This window comes from Paenibacillus tabacirhizosphaerae (assembly GCF_040812395.1).
In the GTDB taxonomy this organism is placed as follows: domain Bacteria; phylum Bacillota; class Bacilli; order Paenibacillales; family NBRC-103111; genus Paenibacillus_E.
The window spans coordinates 41,186-60,367 of the sequence record NZ_JBFNXH010000025.1 but is presented as its reverse complement, the minus strand read 5'-3'; the positions used below and the strand labels follow the sequence as shown (position 1 = coordinate 60,367).

General features: G+C 40.7%; 12 protein-coding genes. 8 read left to right on the top strand and 4 right to left on the bottom strand.

Features of this window, described 5'->3' with window-relative positions; all coding sequences use genetic code 11:
- Positions 1-1,096: 1,096 nt before the first annotated feature.
- The 3 genes from ABRS97_RS26095 to ABRS97_RS26085 form a co-directional block, all read right to left on the bottom strand.
- Entirely contained in the window at positions 1,097-4,264 is a 3,168-nt protein-coding gene (locus ABRS97_RS26095; protein WP_367818876.1) for an S-layer homology domain-containing protein, read from the bottom strand.
- 190 nt (positions 4,265-4,454) lie between these two features.
- Positions 4,455-5,252, bottom strand: a complete 798-nt coding sequence (locus tag ABRS97_RS26090) for a hypothetical protein (RefSeq protein WP_367818874.1) — start codon at positions 5,250-5,252, stop codon at positions 4,455-4,457.
- Positions 5,253-5,282: 30 nt separating this feature from the next.
- Positions 5,283-6,143 carry a tyrosine-type recombinase/integrase gene (locus tag ABRS97_RS26085; protein ID WP_367818872.1) on the bottom strand — a complete coding sequence of 287 codons (861 nt, stop codon included), beginning with the start codon at positions 6,141-6,143 and terminating at the stop codon, positions 5,283-5,285.
- A gap of 1,134 nt (positions 6,144-7,277) precedes the next feature.
- On the opposite strand from ABRS97_RS26085, the gene ABRS97_RS26080 reads away from it, so the two are divergent.
- Positions 7,278-10,502 carry an S-layer homology domain-containing protein gene (locus tag ABRS97_RS26080; protein ID WP_367818871.1) on the top strand — a complete coding sequence of 1,075 codons (3,225 nt, stop codon included), beginning with the start codon at positions 7,278-7,280 and terminating at the stop codon, positions 10,500-10,502.
- 58 nt (positions 10,503-10,560) lie between these two features.
- On the opposite strand, the gene ABRS97_RS26075 is transcribed toward ABRS97_RS26080, so the two are convergent.
- Positions 10,561-11,277, bottom strand: a complete 717-nt coding sequence (locus ABRS97_RS26075; protein ID WP_367818869.1) for a stalk domain-containing protein — start codon at positions 11,275-11,277, stop codon at positions 10,561-10,563.
- A 108-nt stretch (positions 11,278-11,385) separates the two neighbouring features.
- On the opposite strand from ABRS97_RS26075, the gene ABRS97_RS26070 reads away from it, so the two are divergent.
- The 7 genes from ABRS97_RS26070 (at position 11,386) to ABRS97_RS26040 (ending at position 19,179) form a co-directional block, all read left to right on the top strand.
- Entirely contained in the window at positions 11,386-11,937 is a 552-nt protein-coding gene (locus ABRS97_RS26070) for a hypothetical protein (protein ID WP_367818867.1), read from the top strand.
- 164 nt (positions 11,938-12,101) lie between these two features.
- On the top strand, positions 12,102-12,374 hold the full coding sequence (locus tag ABRS97_RS26065) for an alpha/beta-type small acid-soluble spore protein (RefSeq protein ID WP_367818865.1): 273 nt from the start codon (positions 12,102-12,104) through the stop codon (positions 12,372-12,374).
- A gap of 379 nt (positions 12,375-12,753) precedes the next feature.
- Positions 12,754-13,953 carry a methionine adenosyltransferase gene (metK, locus tag ABRS97_RS26060; RefSeq protein ID WP_367818863.1) on the top strand — a complete coding sequence of 400 codons (1,200 nt, stop codon included), beginning with the start codon at positions 12,754-12,756 and terminating at the stop codon, positions 13,951-13,953.
- 181 nt (positions 13,954-14,134) lie between these two features.
- Positions 14,135-16,741: a stalk domain-containing protein gene (locus ABRS97_RS26055; protein WP_367818861.1), complete on the top strand. Its 2,607-nt coding sequence runs from the start codon at positions 14,135-14,137 to the stop codon at positions 16,739-16,741.
- 88 nt (positions 16,742-16,829) lie between these two features.
- Positions 16,830-18,014, top strand: coding sequence for a sensor histidine kinase (locus ABRS97_RS26050; protein ID WP_367818859.1), 1,185 nt, complete (start codon positions 16,830-16,832; stop codon positions 18,012-18,014).
- Positions 17,992-18,717 (top strand): response regulator, encoded by a 726-nt coding sequence (locus tag ABRS97_RS26045; RefSeq protein WP_367818857.1) that lies wholly within the window; start codon positions 17,992-17,994, stop codon positions 18,715-18,717. Before ABRS97_RS26050 ends, ABRS97_RS26045 begins: the two co-directional genes overlap by 23 nt.
- Before the next feature lie 66 nt (positions 18,718-18,783).
- Positions 18,784-19,179: a hypothetical protein gene (locus ABRS97_RS26040; protein WP_367818855.1), complete on the top strand. Its 396-nt coding sequence runs from the start codon at positions 18,784-18,786 to the stop codon at positions 19,177-19,179.
- Positions 19,180-19,182 lie beyond the last annotated feature (3 nt).

Below are 19,182 nucleotides of genomic sequence, written 5' to 3'. Positions count from 1 at the left end.
CGTAGTAACAGCAATCACAGTAGTCCCTGCAACCTAATAAGCAGTGCTTACAGGAAATAAGAAATAGGAGACCCTTCGGGGTCTTCTTTTTGTACTACCATTAGTGTTTGATATGTGTCGAGGTAATATTCCTTCGTAGTTCTTGTAAAGGGTAAATAATAATTAGTGATTGGTGCAATGCTGGTATTTTCAGATGCATACCGGAAGTCTTGTGTAGCAAAGCAGATCCACATAATGATAAGGAATTCCTTGCAATTCTAAGGGGCTTTAGTGACCTAAAGAGCTTTTGAAAAAACAGAATTAAAATTGTGCAAAGAGGTTGGTAAGAGAGAGCAATATCATTAAAGGGAGTATAATCTAGCTCGATTAATGGAAATATAGTTCAGAATGTATTAATAAGGATCGGGAATACTTGTAGCTCATAAGAAAAATTGTCATGGCACAAGGTTCTTGAAGTCTGGAAACATTGATGTATAGAGGGAAAATACATAATTACTGAAGAAACATTGAAAATCTATATATTTGTGGTTCCTAGTAAGATCTTGGGTGTCCGGAGAAGTATGTATTATACTTAGCTTAAGAAAATAAACGCCACAATATTGCAGTCTGTTTTACGACAACCTGTTTGTGATGGACATACGAAGAAGGCACTTAGAATAGAACAAAGATGTGACTAGATTACTAGGCTTGGCTGTAATTGTTTAAATAGTGAAGCTATAGAAAGTTTCTACTTGCAACTATAACTGAGCACTCATCCATAAGTATCCGGATAGACCCAAGAAGATTAGCAACTAATTGAAGATTTTATCCGATAATCTAATGAAGAATGATACTAATCAAAACCAAATAAGCAACAACGCCAGAGTACCAGTATTAGATTCCAGCATAGGGCTATTTATTCTTCTACTATTTTGACCATGCAGTGTTGGTGTTGAGTGTGGTGTAAATATTCCATTGCAGTATCTACGTTCCTGATTGCATTATTTGTTACTACTATCAACTTGCAGAAGTTATACAATGTGTTCTACCAGAGTTCATGGTTCTTATGCTCAATAATAACAAAAAAGACCCCGAAGGGTCTTTTTTATGAAAGAAATTACTTAACAGTGATTGGAGTTACACCGGATTTACCGTTAGGAGCAGTAACTACCAGATCAAATGTCACATCAGCAGAGCCGGATTTAGTTACAGTAATGTAACCATATTGGTCAATGCTTACAGAACCATTTTTAACTTGGGAAGCAGAGAAAGTAACACCGATAACGTGGTTGTACTTAGCCAAACCAACATTTTCGTACTCAGTTCCGTAGTTGTCATATAGGTCGACGTCGGACAAGATGTATGCAGTTTTAGTAGCAAGATCAGATGCATTTACAACAACATCGCCGTCTTCAACATCGATGGAAGCAACTTCAATTGCATCAGCTTTAACAGTCACTGGAACAGTAGCTTGTTTCACTTCACCTTTTACAGTTTTAAACGATACGCTAACTGTTGCAGTACCTGCTTTATTACCGATCACGAATGCTTTACCAGCGTCATCACCTGTACCAAGAGCTACTTTTGCAACGTTTTGGTTAGAGGTTTGAACACTTGTAATTGAAGCTGGAAGTTTAACTGTTTCTCCTGCTGCATTTTTAGCGGAAACTTCAATTTCTTGTCTAAGACCACTAGTATTTGGAGTCGTTTGATCAATTTCAAGAGTTTTATCAGCTGCAGATGGTCCGTATACATTTTCAGTTACAAGTTTGCTATCTAAGAAAGCATACATGTTATCCAAAGAATTTACGGAATAAGTCAGGTCTGTTTTGCTGTTAGCAACAGTAAGATCTTTTGTAATTTTAGCCAATTCAGTATCAGTAGTAACACCTGGAGTATGTTTCATAAGTTTCGCAATGAATTGAACTTTAGAATCAGGAGTAGTAGCAGTGTCTACAGTCTTAATTTCGAATTCATCATTGAATTTACCGAAGTCATTTCCGGTATTTTCAAATTTCAATCCAACAGGCGTAGGTGCTGTTTTTCCAGTAGATGCATCATTAACCTTTGCTTTACCTGGAGTATTAATGTATACATTACCATCATTGTAAACACCGGTTGTGTTGTTGTATGTCACCGCTGTAACAGTTACATAGTAGTGGCTACCATTGCTGCTATCAACGTTTCCAGTAGTAGTGTTTACATCCAAGGAATCATCTAGTACTTTACCATATTGGTCAACTACGTTATACTCAAATTTAGAACTACCACCAGCAACTGCCATTTTTGCAGGAGCTGTTACTTCTTTGAAGTGATCGGCTACACGCGCATCAGCAACAGTATACATTTTAGTAGCTGTGCTAGTTGCATTTGCTGTAGCGATGACTGCAGTTACGGATACAGCACCTTTAGCGCTGGAAGTAACTTTACTTAATTTAATTGTACCTTTGTGCTCGCCGGAACTTTCAATTCTACCGTCGGAAGTAGCACCGTCCCAACCATATGCTCCAGAGATAGAAACTTTGATACGCTCAATGTTTTGATCGCTTGCAAGATCTTCAACACTCAATTGGTTGCCTTGAGCATCATAAGCAACAACTGGGATGTAAACTTTCGCGTCGCCAGCTGCGATTACATCGTTAAGATCGCCGATTTGGATCTTAGTTGCAACCTTAGCAGACTTCACAGTGATTTTACCAGTTGCAGTAGCTGCTTGGCTGAAGATTGTGAAGTTGTAATCGCCTGATTTGTCGATATCATTCAACAAGGAGATTTTAACTTCTGGAATATCATTTCCATTGTCTTCAACTTCATACGTAACGTCTTTGCTATCGATGTAGTTAGTCCAGATCAGTGTAGGATCGGAATAAATTCTAGCAGCAGGAGTTGCGCCGTTTGTTTCGTTGATCAAAGAATCGTAAGAAATGTTGCCGCCGTATTGGTCGTAAAGGTTAACGTCAAACTTAACGTTTTCACCCTTACCAGTCAATTCAGTACCTACTGAGTAACGAGCAGTTCCAAGCTCAAGTTTAGTAAGAATTGGTTGTGTACCAAGCTTGAAGTTCTTAGTTGCTGTTAAGTGGTTATCGTTGTTTACGATTGTCACAGGGATGATTGAAACACCTTGAGTTGTTTGACCATCAACATTAGTATCCAATGTAATCAACAATGTACCTTCGGAATCTTTAGTGATTTTTGTGAAAGTAGCTGCGGATGTGTAAACATTGTAAGAACCAGCGTTTGTAGTAGCAGCTTCACCGTATTGGTTAACAGCTTTTGCTTTGATGATAACTTTGTTCGCGTAAGCGATTGTGTCGCCAGCAGTTACGAAGTCAATTTTTTGAAGAACTTCATCTTGACCTGTGAAAGTAGCTGTTGTTTTATCAGTAGTTGCTGCATCAAGTCCAGTAACATTTACTGTGTACTCGCCAACGCTGATTTTGGTATCAGTCAAAGTCAGAACAGCGGATTTCTTGTCATCAGCAAACTTTGTAGTTGTTACTACATCAGCAGTACCTTTTTTCAAAGCAACTTTTGCTTTGTCAGTATCAACTGGTTTGTTGAAAGTTACTGTTACTTTTTGAGCGCCAGTAGCTTTAGCTTCAGTAACGGATACTTTACCAGCAGGTACGTATTGTTGCTTAGCTTCGTATGCGCCAGTCAAAAGCAGGTCGCGAGTTGCGTTTGCTTGACCTTCGAATTTGCCGCCGTCACCAGCAGGAAGCAATTTCAGTTCAAGAGCAAGAGCTACATAACCTTGTGCCCAATCAGTAACAGTGGAGTCGTTACCAGTTTTTGCTTTTGCATCAGCGTCTTTACCAAGAACACGAACCAAGAAAGTAGCCAGTTGTTCTTTCGTTACTTTACCAGCTGGGTTGTAAGTGCCTTCGCCGTAACCATCAGTTACGCCAGCCGTTTTCAAAGCTTCGATGTAAGGAAGTGCGTAGCCATTAGCTGCATCATTAGCTTGAACGTCGGAGAAGCTGGAAGTTTTCAGATCCTTGTTTATATCAACACCTAGAATCAATGCTGCTACTTTAGCGAATTGCGCACGGTTCATTTCTTCTTTCAGACCAAACTCAGTGTCGCTCACGCCATCAAAGATACCAGCGCTGATCATCGCGTCAAATTTCGCTTTCGTTGCTGCGTCAAGATCCTTAAGATCTGTGAAATCAGCGGATGTTTTCTTAGCTGCAGTAGTCGTTGCTGTGTCAGCAAGTGCTACGGAAGAAAACACGGATAATGCCATTGCAGTCGATAGAATTACGGATAAACTTTTTTTCATAACCTCTATAGTCTTCACTTAATTATGCGAACTACGCGATATCCGAAGAACCTTGATATCAAAGGTAAAACTAAAATCCAAATTCACATCATTTTTTAGAATAAGCATAGTTAAAGTTTAAATCGCATTGTAACTTAAATCATTAGATTTCCAAAGTTAGTTTTTCATTAGGAATCGACCAAAAAAAAATTTATTTGCCGATTAGCACAGAAATTTCTTTGTGATACCCATACTTTTTGAAGAAATCGACTAATGCTACCTCAAAAATATCCTTCTGTGAAACATTTTTCTCCAAACTGAATTCACGTGTCATTTGATCTAATCCGTAATTCATATGCACAGACTTTGTAATACAAACACCTGGTATCAAATATCTTGGAATTTGCATAACATTGGATTGATTATTGATTATATCCATGAGAACTTCTTTGTTGATTTCCAGAAAATTAATGAGTTTCATTGAATTTTCAGTGTAAGGCATGGGTGGCGCGCCTCCTGCTCTTAGTTTAACTTCATCGGGCTCAGATTGTTTAACCTCAAGAGCTTTCTCCTTTGTTTCCTTGATCATTGGCTTGTAACCAGCATCTTTGTACTCTGATTTGTATACATAGGTCGATTGTTCGACATCCCAGACATAGCCTTTACTTTTCAAATAAAGAGCCATTTCTCGGTGGTCTCGAAATTTCAGCTGTAGAGCAATCTCTTTGGCGTCGGCTCCATTTTTAAATAACGATAAAATAGTGGCAACTCGACCTTCGGGATTAGGCAATACATTGACAGAAGATTTCTTCTCTTTAACAGGAAAATAACTCTTCCTTACGCTGTCCCACTCAAAATTCTTTCGTTTCATGTAAGTATCTACGCTTTTCGAGTCCTTATAATTCAACTCTACGGCGAGTTGATCTCTGCTTTTGCCGGCGGACAAACTCATTAAAATGAATCGCACTTTGTCATCTTTATCTTCTTTATAAGCCATAGCTTGCGTCACTTTGTCACCCTCCCAATAACAATTAATTGCTTATAGTTGATTTACGGCCGATGTTAAGTCATCTAATTTCGTATGTGTATAGACGGTTGTTGTTGATAAAGAAGTATGGCCTAAAAGCTTTTGGATTTGAACAACATTCACATTCTTTTTCACAAGATTACTTGCGAAAGAATGCCTAAACGTATGACAGGTGACTTCTTTATTCCAACCCAATTTATCCACGGCCGTCTTGATTAATTTATTTACGTAAGAGTCGGAGACTCCGCCTGATGCAGCGGTACAAAATAAATTGTTTGTTTTAGAGTAGGGACGTTCGTTCTCGATATAGTGAAGCAAAATTTCCTTCAGTTTAAGATTCAAAGGGACGATTCGTTCTTTTTTTCCTTTACCGTAGATCTTAATTGTGTTGTGCTTAAAATCAATCTCTTCGAGCGTCAGATTGATACACTCAGAAATCCGTAATCCCGTGTAATACAACGTAAGAACTACTTTTTTCATTAATTGATGATCGATCGCATCCACAAGCTGCAGTACTTCTCCAGATGTTAAGAATTCCTTCTCTCTATGCTCTTGTTTTATTGTTTCCACGTGTACAGCCGCATTGGTGTTACAATACTTCTTTTTGTTGCAGAAGTTATAAAATGTACGAAATACCGCTAATTTACGCTTTAAGCTGGCAGGAGAGTACCCTCTTTCTTTTTTTAGATAAAAAAAATAATCCTCGATATCCTCTGAAGTAACATCAGTCAAATAGGGCGTGCAATTATAGGCATCCACTAAATATTTGACGAAAAAGAGCAAGTCATTCCGATAGGCTTCAATCGTTTTTTCGCTTCGATCAATCGAAGTCTGGTACTTCTCAAACTGTCCTATCGCCTCTAGCAAAACCATATCCTTTCATCCCTTCTTCGAATGCTCTGTAATACTAGCTTACTGTGCAGCGAAACTTACCCTTAAACCACTCCTTTCATGGTACAAAATTACTCACAGCAGTTAGTGTATCCGACCCAGTAACAGGATATGCAAACTAAGTCACATACAGAAATGAAGACGATTACACTGAAAATCCACATGTTCGTAAGCTCTGGCTGACATAAAAAGCGTCGTCTTGGTTGAATGGTTCGGGATGAAATCGTTCAGTGCCCATAATGTAAGAGGAGATGGGCTGCCCGAAATAATGAAAATGCAGGTGAACCTAATGGGAAGGGCACATCTTTAACGCAATAATCTGAATGTTTGTTGCAATTTTAAAAACTATAAATCTACTTATCTAGTTTCATCTATTCTTGACATGTTAAATAGACTTTAATCCGTGTAAGGAAGAGTTTAAACCATATAAATCATGAAACTCACCAAGCTTGTATTTAATTTTCCAGATTGTCGCTCCTTTCAAGACATTAATTTTAGTTTTCAAACAAAAATAAATGTCCACAGATATTACTATAATTCTATTTTCTATTTAAGAAATGTCAATACACAGATCAATTTTGTTTTCCATCTTGTCAAGTAACTTGGGATAGTGTAATTTGTCGAATTTTCGAATACATTTTTTTATTGTGTTTCAATAAACTGTAAGCTTTTCGATTTAAGAACGGAGTCTCAAGAGAATTTATATATGGGTGACCTCGATCCTAGCCTTGCATACCGCAAACACATTAGAAATATATACATATAGAAAGAGTCCGTATTTAGAACAAAACCTACAGATTGGATTTGCAAAATGCTCATTTAGTAAATAAATTTGTAACAAATAAAGTTTTTTGCTCTGAGACGCAACTTTTTCAAACCATTTGCGTTTAACATTTTAGAAGCAAGTGACGATATAATATTTATTCTCCTGCTTCTCAGTTTAGCTGAGCACGAAAATAATACTTTACTACGCAATTCGACCGCTGTATAATCTATAGTGGTATACGTATCTATTTTTCTTTTTAGTAAGTTTACTAGTTTCCAATGTAGCCACTCGGGCTACAAGCGAACTTAGTTATACATATGCTCAACTCTGGAAAGGGGGTGAACCGGACAATGAGTGAATCGAGCTCAAATATGGTTAGAACCAAACAAAAAAATAAAGCGAAAGATATTCGAGGAGGAGAAATAGAGGTTATGAAGAAAAGTTTATCCGTAGTTTTGTCGACTGCAATGGCATTATCCCTGTTTTCATCTGTAGCATTTGCTGACACAGCAACGACTGAGGTTAAGAAAACATCCGCTGATTTCACGGATTTGAAGGATCTGGACGCAGCAACAAAAGCGAAATTTGACGCATTGATTAGCGCTGGTATCTTTAACGGAACAAGCGACACAACTTTCGGTCTTAAAGAAGAAATGAACCGTGCGCAATTCGCAAAGGTAGCTGCTTTGGTTATCGGTCTTGAAATCAACAAAGACTTGAAAACATCCAGCTTCTCTGATGTTAGTGTATCCGATTCAGCAAATGGCTATGCGCTTCCTTACATCGAAGCTTTGAAAACGGCTGGCGTAACTGATGGTTACGGCGAAGGTACTTACAACCCAGCTGGTAAAGTAACGAAAGAACAATTGGCTACTTTCCTGGTTCGTTTGTTGAATAAAGATGCTGATGCAAAAGCAAAAACTGGTAACGACTCCACTGTTACTGATTGGGCACAAGGTTATGTAGCTCTTGCTCTTGAACTGAAATTGCTTCCTGCTGGTAACGGCGGCAAATTCGAAGGTCAATCAAACGCAACTCGTGATCTGCTTTTGACTGGTGCTTACGAAGTGAAACAACAATACGTTGCTCCTGGTAAAGTATCGGTTACTCAAGCTAAAGCGACTGGCGCTAAAAAAGTAACAGTAACTTTCAACAAACCGGTTGATACAGACAAAGCAAAAATTGCGTTGAAAAAAGGTACTGCTGATGTAGTAACAACTACTAAGTTTGCTGATGACAAGAAATCTGCTGTACTTACTTTGACTGACACGAAAATTTCTGTTGGTGAGTATACGGTTAATGTTACTGGTTTAGATGCTGCTTCCGTTGATAAAACATCTGCAACATTTACTGGTGAAGATGAAGTTATTCAAAAACTCGACTTCGTAAATGCAGGAGATACGATTGCGTATGCTGATAAAACTATCGTTAAAGTAAAAGCTGTGAACCAATACGGTGAAGCTGGTACGACTAATGCTGGTTCCTACAACGTATATACTTCTTCTGCTGAGTTCATCAAAATCACTAAAGACAGCGAAGGCGTTTTGTTGATCACTTTGGATACTGCAACAGTCAATACTACTGCAAGTCTTTCCACTATTCCGGTAACTGTTGTTAACTCCGATAACCATATGACAATTACTAAAAACTTCAAGTTGGGTACACAACCATTCCTTTCAAAGATTGAGCTTGGCGCAGCGCGTTACTCGGTAGGAACTTCTTTGAACGGCAAAGGTGAAAATGTTAAGTATGATATTAACCTTTACGATCAATTTGGCGGTACTGTGTCTTATGATACTCTGATCAATGCGAAAGTTGTTAATAGTGGCGTAACTGGCACGCAGGCGCTATTCAGCGATACAAATGTTATTTGGACTGATGCTATTGATAGAGCTACTGTTGAAACTAAAATTGAGGACAATGGTAACGATATTCCGCAATTGAAAATCTCCCTTATTAAAGATCTTGATAAGTCTGGTGATTACAACTTCACAGTGAATAACCAAGCTGCAACAACAACGGGTAAAATGACTGTGAAATCTGCTAAAATTGCTACTAAGATTAAAATTGGTAACTACGATAATGTAATTGCGGCTGGCGATACAGATATATATATCCCAATCGACGCTTATGATGCTCAAGGAACTGCAATCAGCAAAGAAGATTTGGCTAGCAAAGCAAATCGCGAACGTATCAATATTAATCTCTCTGGTGCAGTTGGCGATGACAATGCAACTTCAGTTAAAGTACAGGAATCAGGCGAGCATAAAGGTGAAATCAAAATTGCAAAAGTGGGCAATAATGCCAAAGGTGCTGTTAACATCTCTGCAATCATTGCTACTATTAATGCAACAAGCACAGATACCAAAACGTTCACTATTCAATCCGCTCGTACGCCAGATCACTTCAATGAAGCAACAGTGCCTGCTAAAGCTGCTGTACCGGGTGGAGATTCCGCATTTAAATTCGAAGTAATCGACCAATATGGTAAGAAGCTTGAAAATTCCTTCTTCACGGATACAGCTGGAAATGCTTATACTACCAACGCTAATGGTCTTAATGCTTATGATGTTGTAGTTACTGCTGCAACTTATAAAACTGTGGGTTCTGCTACAACCGCCGATAAGACTAATGCTTATGTTTTAGCTCCAAATAGTGACTTAACTACTGATCGTGAAGGTGGTATTCCTACTAATAAGAGTATTCTTGCTAATAATGTGGAATACAAGTTTGACCGTCTTACAAATGGTGACTTCAACGCATTTGATGAAGAATGGAAATTCAAGACAACAACCAATGCTACTAATGAGCGCGTTGAGTTTGTAGCTGTGATCCGCAAAAATGGCACAGAGATTTCTAAAGTATCTAGAACTCTTAATATTTCTGCTAAAGATGCAGATTTGAACTACTCCGTGAACGCTGTGAAAGACTTGTTCTATGCTTTGGATAGCGGAGTTGTAACTGAGCAAACGTACAAAGGGTTAACTAAGAAAGACCAAGAATCACCTACGATAAGTAAGCTTGCTCGTGAAATTACTGTGTCCGCTACCAATAATGCGGGAGAAACAGTTAAACTTCCTAAAAACATTACTCAAATTTATTCTTCCAATCCAAGCGTCGCGAAAACTGACCTTGATACTGTTAACAACAAAGCGTTTGTAATTGGTAACAAAGTAGGTACAGCTACTCTGAACGTATCCTACACAGCTGCTGATGGCTCCACTAAGAGCGCTCAAATTCCAGTAACAGTTAAAAACGATGCAATTTCTGTAGCTAAAGTTGAAGCTAAAGGATCCGCTGAGTTCTTTGCAACTGCAAGTGCTAATGCATTTGAGTTAGCTGAGGTGAAAATTACTGATAACTATGGTGTTGAGTATGAAAAATCAGATGCTTATAAATATAACTATTTGTTAAGTATCAACTTCTCTGTAAGTAACGTTAAGAATGGTAAAGTTGAAATTGATCAATATGGCTTTATTAAAGGCACAAAAGCTGGGTCTGAAGCTATTACATTTGATCTGACAACTACTTCGGTTAACGGTAAGTCTGATGTTACTGCTATTACAATCAAGTAATTTAGAAAAAAAGAAGACCCTAGGGGTCTTCTTTTTTTTGGAGTAAATAATTTCTTGTTTACTCAATATCCTGTACCATCAACTCATGAATATAACTTTTAGTGTTCTCAACATTTTTCTGTGTGGATTGAAGAGTATTGATCATGCTGAATTTGAGCGTGGAGGTAATTTGAGCATCACTTTTTACAGTTAGCCATACTTTTAATAATTCTTTAGTTTGTTTAACTTGATCAAAGGCTTTGGATTGGACAGACATAATATCTTGAATGTGGCTATTGGAGTTCTTCTCGGCTATTTTTAAAGCGAATTTCATGGATTCATCATATTGTTTCGAAATATCCAAGAAATCATTGTCAATAATTTGGGATATATTCGACGCATCAGAATTATCTTTATATTGTTGTAATTTCACAGTAAACATCCACAAAGCAACATCGGTATCATTTAACCATTGATATGCGTCTCGCAGGCTTTGTGTCTCCGTAGTGATCGTATTCGAATCCGTTTTTGTATCCTTACTCTTATCTATACTCACATTCACACTATAAGTCGAGTCATTCCAAACAACATCAGCACCGAGTTGTTTTAACATATAAATAGGAACCATTGTTCTTCCCTTATAGTTAATAGCAGGGACATCTTCGGTTTGAATGTTTTTTCCATTGGATTGTACGGAAACAATCGGATTTCCTTCAAAGTCTCCATGACTTGAGGAAGCATTGACGGTACTAGAGATAAAGCATAAACTTATAGCAACAGTTAGTATTTTTTTCATAAGAATCACTCCGTTTTGTTGAAGTATTTGTTTGAATCATATTTCAACAAAACCAGTAAGAATTCCTTTAATTTTACAGATTTCTATTGACAGGAGAGTTTGCATCTAATGAGAAAGAAACAATTTATTTTAACAATTGCCATTGTAATTCTTCTGTTATCATCGTTTATTTCAGTCTCCCAAGCAGAAGCCCCGGCCCCCGGCTCCGCGACGGATCCGGTAATCACCAAGAGCTACTTCGAACAGAACAGCTTAAGCGAAGCCAAGGTGAAGGATCTCATCGCCTCCGCGATCGCGGGCAATGCTGGCAGTAGCCAGCCTAGCGGGAGCAACGGAGGCACTGGCTCTACCGCTTCGGCAGCGGCTCTGACGGTTGTCCAGCTGAAGGCGGGACAAACGCTTTACGCCGGCGCTGGCGCGGAATTTATCGTTCGCTCCGGCAAGGTAATTGCCGTGAGTGGCGACGAAAACGGGATCCCTGACGTGACCGGTGGCAAGGATATTGCCGCGGGAACGGAGATCGCGGCGAATCATCTTTTGATTTTCCCGCGTGATGGGCGTGGTATTAAACCAGCGGCGAAGAATACGGCTGATATCTATGTGATGGTGCGCGGCAGTTATATTTTGCTGAATGAGGATGGCAGTACGGCTACTCCATAATTTTACCCATACTGACAACTTCTTATGCGGTTCAACTTCGAGGTACTAGCCATACTAGAGGTGTACTCAGAACAAAGTAAAGTTGCTAAGTTCTTTACCTGAGGATTATCTCTCAGCAATGCTTACGGATTTTTGCAGAGCAAAATTCTAAGGAGGCGATTGTTATGGCTAGAAGTAACTCGAAGGTAGTTCCCGAGTCGAAGAAGGCATTGGATATTCTTAAGTATGAGATTGCTGAAGAGCTAGGGTTACCAGTAGGCAAGCACTTCTCCCTCCATGCAGACACCGAATTTGCAACAGAGCTTGGCTCAATACCGTCTACTTCGGTGAAAGAAGATTATTGGGGCCACATTTCATCCAGGGATGCGGGCGCGGTAGGTGGAAATATTACGAAAAGGCTGATTCAAAAAGCGGAAGAAGTTCTATTTACTCTATAGGTTAAATGCCCTTCATCTACTAATAATCTTAACAATTGTTTCATTGACACTAGACGACAAATAAAGTAAGATAACTAATTGAAGGTCAATGTTTAATCAAACCTTTTCCAATCGGGAAAGGTTCATTTTTCGTTGCAACCACAGTACTTAATTGCTTTTACCATTCTGGAATTCAAAGTTCTCTGGAGCGCGTGGGCGTATAAGAGAGAGATTCCACTTGGCGTGAAAAGCTTACGCTTAAACGGGCCCATTATTGGCGAGTAAACCTTCCTAGTAGCACGTTCGCTCATCTTTGAATGGCATCCATAGAGGTTTTCTCATATAGGCATCGATTAGAAGCTTTTCAAACATACTAAGAATGATTAGGAGGATGAATAATATGACTTTAGGACGTCGTTTATTTACATCCGAATCCGTGACAGAAGGTCATCCGGATAAAATTTGTGACCAGATTTCTGACTCGGTATTGGATGCGTTTTTGGCCAATGACCCGAATGCTCGTGTAGCATGCGAGGTTTCTGTAGCAACAGGATTGGTTTTAGTTATTGGTGAGATCACTTCAAGCTCTGAATATGTAGATATTCAAGCCATTGCAAGACAAACCATTAAAGAAATTGGTTATACGCGCGCGAAGTATGGTTTTGACTCCCAGACTTGTGCGGTTCTCGTTTCTTTGAATGAGCAATCCCCTGATATTGCACAAGGTGTTAACAAAGCCCTTGAAGCAAGAGAAGGCCAAATGTCTGATGAAGAAATCGAAGCAATCGGAGCAGGTGACCAAGGTCTGATGTTCGGATTCGCTGTTAATGAGACGCCTGAACTTATGCCGCTTCCTATTTCGATTTCTCACCAATTGGCTCGTCGTTTGACTGAAGTTCGCAAGAACGGAACGCTTCCGTACCTGCGTCCAGATGGTAAAACTCAAGTAACAGTTGAATACGATGGTGACAAGCCTGTTCGTGTGGATGCTATTGTTGTTTCCACGCAACACAGCGAAGAAATCACGTTGGAGCAGATCCAAGCGGATATCAAAGAACATGTTATTAAACCAATCGTTCCAGCTAACTTGTTGGATGAGAATACAAATTACTTTATTAACCCGACTGGCCGCTTCGTAATTGGCGGACCTCAGGGGGATGCTGGTTTGACTGGCCGTAAAATCATTGTTGATACTTACGGTGGTTACGCTCGCCACGGCGGTGGCGCGTTCTCTGGTAAGGATCCAACGAAAGTTGACCGTTCCGGTGCATACGCGGCGCGTTATGTTGCCAAAAACATTGTGGCTGCTGGACTAGCTGACAAATGTGAAGTTCAATTGGCTTACGCTATTGGGGTAGCTAGACCGGTTTCAATTGCAGTTGATACGTTCGGTACAGGAAAAGTTAGCGAAGAGAAGCTGGTTGAGCTGATCCGCAAAAACTTTGACCTTCGTCCAGCGGGTATCATTAAAGAATTGGATCTTCGTCGTCCGATCTACCGTCAAACAGCTGCTTACGGTCACTTCGGCCGTAATGATCTGAACGTTCCTTGGGAGCGCACAGACAAGGCTGAGACTTTGAAAGCACAAGCTTTGGCTTAATCCATATAAGTAAAGAAAAAGGCTGTTCGTCGCGAGACGGGCGGCCTTTTTTGCTGTGTAAATACACATATTTCCACTCTATGATTATCGTAACTTTTTCCATAGTTTAAGAGTCTATATAGTTATCTGCAAAAAAGATAGCTCATAGACTTAGACTGAAAGAGGAGAGTGGAGAAGCAACATGAAAGTACAGAAGCAATTAGGGATGGGTGCGCTGGCTTGCGCACTGATGTGGCAAATGGTGGCTGGAACAACGGTGCATGCAGCAGGTCCGACATTAACATTGAGCTCACAAGAAACGATTACGTCTGGTGCCGTTATGAAAAACTATGTTTGGACGACGACTAGAAGCAATAAGGATGTTTCGGTGAATGCGAATGTGGTAGAAGTAGATTTAACGAATCCAAACGTGAAGATAGACGCAATGGCAGGAACAAACACACAGTTCACGAAGAAGCAAAGTGTCTTGGGCATGGTGAAGGATTCAGGTGCGGTAGCTGGGGTGAACGGTGATTTCTACAACACTCAGGCTGAAGGTGTTCCTGAAGGCGCACAAATTACGAACGGCCAGGTAATGGCCACGCCTGCTAAGATATCTGGGCTGTATTCGTTTGCGATAACGAAGGATAATCAACCGATTGTTGATATTTTTGATTTTACAGGAAAGGTCACGGCTAAGGATGGTACGGCATACGAACTTGGCGGTGTGAATAAAACATATTACTGGTACGATGACGGAACACCAAGCCTTGACGATGGGTTGTATTTGTATACAAATGCATGGGCTATGGAGCAGAGGGCTGTAGATGGCTCGCACGTTCCTACCGAAGCGCTCGTTCAGAATGGTGTAATTACAGAGATTGCTATAGATACGAATATTAAGAAAATTGCCCCTGCAAATGGTTACATTTTGAGAGGTTCGGGCAAAGCAAGAGATTTTATTGCTGATCATATGAAAGTGGGAGATAAAATTTCCACAGTTTATGACATGGTTCCGCATGATCCTTCCAAGAAGTATGACTGGAAAAATTTTAAAATGATGATTGGCGGCAGTACTTTATTGGTGGATGACGGGCAGCCGAGCTATTTTACAAGAAATATTAAGGACTTTGATGGTTATTACTATCGTTCCAGAACGGCGCTTGGTTACTCCAAGGATATGAAGACGGCCTATATTATTACTTCCGATCATAGTGCGGGCAGTGCGGGTATGACGCTACCTGAGTTGCAGCAGTTCATGATTCAAGCGGGCGTATGGAGAGGCATGGTACTGGATGGCGGGGGATCGACACAGATGGTTTCTAGGCCTTTAGGCGACGTTGATCCGAAGCTCGTAAATAAGACGGAAAACGGGAATCAACGCGCTGTTGTCAATGGTGTTGGTGTTTATTCCACAGCGCCGAAGGGTGAATTGAAGGGTCTTATTTTAAAAGGGCCAAAACTATTATTCATGAATGAATCCAGCACTTATCAATTCAAGGCCTACGATGACTATTACAATCCAATTGCTGTAGATGGTATTGTTCCACAGTGGAGCAGTTCCGCGGCGATCGGAACTTTCAAGGATAATGTATTCACGCCTACCCAGGTTGGCAAAACGCAAGTTGTTGCTAAATCAGGCAAAGGCTCTGCGACGATGGATGTCGAAGTCGCCGGTAGAGAGCAAATTTCATCGATGAAATTTAGTTCGGGACCATTCTCTGTGACGGAAGGTGGGGATTTTAAACTGCCTTTAACTATAACGACGAAGAATGGAATATCGAGAGAGTTACCGCCAGCTGGCGCCCAGTGGGAGTTAAGCGGCGTGAAGGGAACGATCAAGGATGGCGTTCTGCACGTGGATAGCGCTGCGGGCAGTCAGTCCGCTCAAGTGATTGCGAGATACGATGGGTATAGCACAATGGTTACACTTCCTGTTGGTCAGGAGAAGGTGTGGTATGACCTCGATAAATCTGCTGTGCTTACAACGGGCGATAAGTATCCTGCTGACGTTGTTGCAAACGTGAATATTGCCAAAGAAGCGAATGGGAACAAGAACTTGGAGATTGCCTATGATTTCACCAAAGGAACGGGGACGAAAGCCGCATACGCCCGTTTCGACGGAATGAATGGGATTCAAATCGAAGGCGAGCCGCAATTTATTACGGCTAAGGTTTTGGGAGATGGAAGCTTTAACTGGGTTCGTGCTGAGGTTGTCGATGGGAATGGCGACCTGAAATATGTAAGTTTCACTGAGAATATGAATTGGACTGGTTGGCGCAAAGTAACGGCTGATGTGTCTGATTTAAAATATCCGATCAAAATAAAAAGCGTTTATGTTGCGAATCCGGCAAATGGACAAGATGAAAGAGCGCCCAAAGGAAAAGTAAACATTGATGACATCTCTTTCATATATAAAGGGCAGCTGGCGGCTTTACCCAAGAATTCGGTGAGTCTAACGGTGAATAAAAAGCAAGTTTCGTTGAATGGCAAGTCGGTGACTCTGGAGCAAGCACCGACGATTATTAAGGACAATACGATGATTCCGATTCGTTTTGTAGCGGAGGCTTTGGGAGGCACCATCAAGTGGGATGATAAAGAACGTAAAGTGACGATTACCCGTGGAGATAAACTGATTGATTTGTGGATAGACAACCCGGATCTGATTGTAAATGGGGATCGTGTAACTGCGGAAGTTGCACCGAAAATTATGAATAATTTGACGATGGTGCCACTAAGGCTCATTTCAGAGAAATTAGGTTGGAAAGTAGGCTGGGAACCCAAAAGTCAAGGGATAACGCTTGAATAAATAGTGCTAAAAGTACACTTCAAATAGGCAGAGTTATGATACAATATGGGGTAGACTAATTTGGTTTTTAAAAAGGAGCTTGTTTCGCTTGCAGCCAGACGCTCTAGATCGTGTCATTAAAAATGCCATTAACGTCATGGAGAGCAGTAAGTATCAAATTTTCGAGATTGCAGAAACGTCCCGATTGGAAAAAGAGTCACTGACTCGCGAGCTAGATGAAATTAAGGATGAAACAAGTGTCACGATTGAGTTGGTCGATAGTCTTGAAAATGACTATAAGCGATCTCGGATTCGACTTACTGAGGTTAGCCGGGATTTCAACAAATACCGTGAAGATGACATTAAAACAGCCTACGAGGCCGCAATAGCGCTCCAGCTTCAACTTACAATCGCTAGGGAAAAAGAAAATCATCTTAAGGCTCGGCGCCATGATTTACAGAATCGTGTAAAAAATGTAGACAAGCAGGTTGAACGAGCAGAGACGATTATTTCCCAAATGAATGTTGTCTTGGAGTACTTATCAGGGGATCTCAATCAAGTCACCCGTATATTAGAATCCGCTAAGAATAGGCAACTGCTTGGTTTGAAGATTATTTTGGCGCAAGAAGAAGAAAGAAAACGGATTGCCCGTGAAATTCATGACGGTATGGCGCAAACAATGGCTAATGTTGTGCTGCGCACCGAAATTGCGCAGCGCATGCTTGTCAAGCAGGATATTCCGGCGGTTCAGGAAGAATTAGTAGATTTGAAGGGGCAGGTCAGAGGAGGCCTTGAAGAGGTTCGCAAAATTATTTTTAACCTCCGCCCGATGGCGCTCGATGATTTGGGTATTGTGCCTACATTACGCAAGTATGTACAGGATTTTGAGGAAAAAAATAAGATTCGTGCACAATTCAATCTTGTAGGTAAGGAATCTCGTGTTCCGTCCGGACTTGAAATCGCCGTTTTCCGACTGGTGCAAGAAGCGCTTTCGAATGTGATTAAGCATGCGAAAGCCAGCTTCGTTTCCGTCGAACTCACCTTGGAACCTGATCAAGTACAAATTTATGTGGTAGATAATGGGATCGGCTTCGATGTAGCTCAGACTGAGCAGCGGATAGCTAAGGGGAATAATTTCGGTTTGCTTGGCATGCGTGAGCGTGTTGAGCTGCTGGAAGGCTCGATGGTTCTAGAGTCTGAAAAAGATTCGGGTACAAAAATTACGATGCTGATCCCTATCGGCGGCGCAGAGAACAAGGAGGAAAATCAGAATGGACAACACGGCGAGTCATAAACGCAATGTGCGCATTGTGATTGCGGACGACCATCAGCTTTTTCGCGAAGGCGTTAAACGAATTATTAATATGGAAGATGACATGGAGGTTATTGGGGAGTGCGGCGATGGTATTCAAGTTATCGAGCTGTGCAACCAAATTACACCTGACATCGTCCTGATGGACATCAATATGCCACTTGAGAATGGCGTTGTGGCTACGGAACGGTTAAAGCTTATTTTCCCCGATATTAAAGTTATTATCTTATCGATTCATGATGATGAAAGCTATGTGTTCGAGACGCTCCGCAAAGGGGCTTCCGGATACTTATTGAAAGACATGGAAGCCGAGGCGCTTATTAATGCGATTCGTTCCGTTGTCGTGGGTCATGCTTATATTCATCCAAAGGTTACAGGCAAACTGATCAATCAATTGAGACGTATGACGTATCTGGATGATGTCGGTATCGTTGGATCTGGTCAGGGTGTGAAGGATTCAGCTCTTAAGTACATACATAATGCGAATAGCCCGCTAACGAAACGGGAAGCCGAAGTGCTTCGACTGATGGCGGAAGGCAAGAGCAATAAGTTGATTGGAGAGTTCCTTTACATAAGTGAGAAAACAGTGAAGAACCACGTCAGCAGTATCCTCCAAAAAATGGAGGTTGATGATCGTACACAAGCTGTTATTATTGCCATCAAAAATGGTTGGGTAACCTTGTAGATATCCCTATAACAGGAACCCCCCTTTGCTCTGCCGCATACACTGCAGGTAAGGGAGGGACCCGCCATGTGGATTGGATTGCTTTGTATTATTGGCTGTTATGGACTAAGCGTTGCTGTGCTCCATCTATTACTTGGAGATCGTAAAGGCAGAGGGAAGAAGCCTGCGAACGTTTTACTTATTACTAAAAATAATCAAAATCAAATTGAATGGGTAATTCGCTCTTTGTTTTTCTTTTCACGTATGAAGGGCAGCCAAGTCACGGCAACCATTATCGACGAAGGTTCGTCTGACGATACAAAAGAAATCATTGAGCGATTATCTCATACGCATTCGATTGAACTGCAGATTCAGACGGATTTTGATGCCATTGGCCGTTTTTTACGTCAGCATGATGATGATCCTGTCGTGATTGTTCATTTGAGCAATCGGGGAGACTTAGTGAAGATACCTGTCATCTGACGG

Bases quoted from the DNA above. Each gene is read 5' to 3' on its own strand.
- ABRS97_RS26095 (WP_367818876.1), bottom strand. From the start codon at position 4,264: ATGAAAAAAAGTTTATCCGTAATTCTATCGACTGCAATGGCATTATCC.
- ABRS97_RS26085 (WP_367818872.1), bottom strand. From the start codon at position 6,143: ATGGTTTTGCTAGAGGCGATAGGACAGTTTGAGAAGTACCAGACTTCG.
- ABRS97_RS26080 (WP_367818871.1), top strand. From the start codon at position 7,278: ATGAGTGAATCGAGCTCAAATATGGTTAGAACCAAACAAAAAAATAAA.
- ABRS97_RS26075 (WP_367818869.1), bottom strand. From the start codon at position 11,277: ATGAAAAAAATACTAACTGTTGCTATAAGTTTATGCTTTATCTCTAGT.
- ABRS97_RS26070 (WP_367818867.1), top strand. From the start codon at position 11,386: ATGAGAAAGAAACAATTTATTTTAACAATTGCCATTGTAATTCTTCTG.
- ABRS97_RS26065 (WP_367818865.1), top strand. From the start codon at position 12,102: ATGGCTAGAAGTAACTCGAAGGTAGTTCCCGAGTCGAAGAAGGCATTG.
- metK (WP_367818863.1), top strand. From the start codon at position 12,754: ATGACTTTAGGACGTCGTTTATTTACATCCGAATCCGTGACAGAAGGT.
- ABRS97_RS26055 (WP_367818861.1), top strand. From the start codon at position 14,135: ATGAAAGTACAGAAGCAATTAGGGATGGGTGCGCTGGCTTGCGCACTG.
- ABRS97_RS26045 (WP_367818857.1), top strand. From the start codon at position 17,992: ATGGACAACACGGCGAGTCATAAACGCAATGTGCGCATTGTGATTGCG.
- ABRS97_RS26040 (WP_367818855.1), top strand. From the start codon at position 18,784: ATGTGGATTGGATTGCTTTGTATTATTGGCTGTTATGGACTAAGCGTT.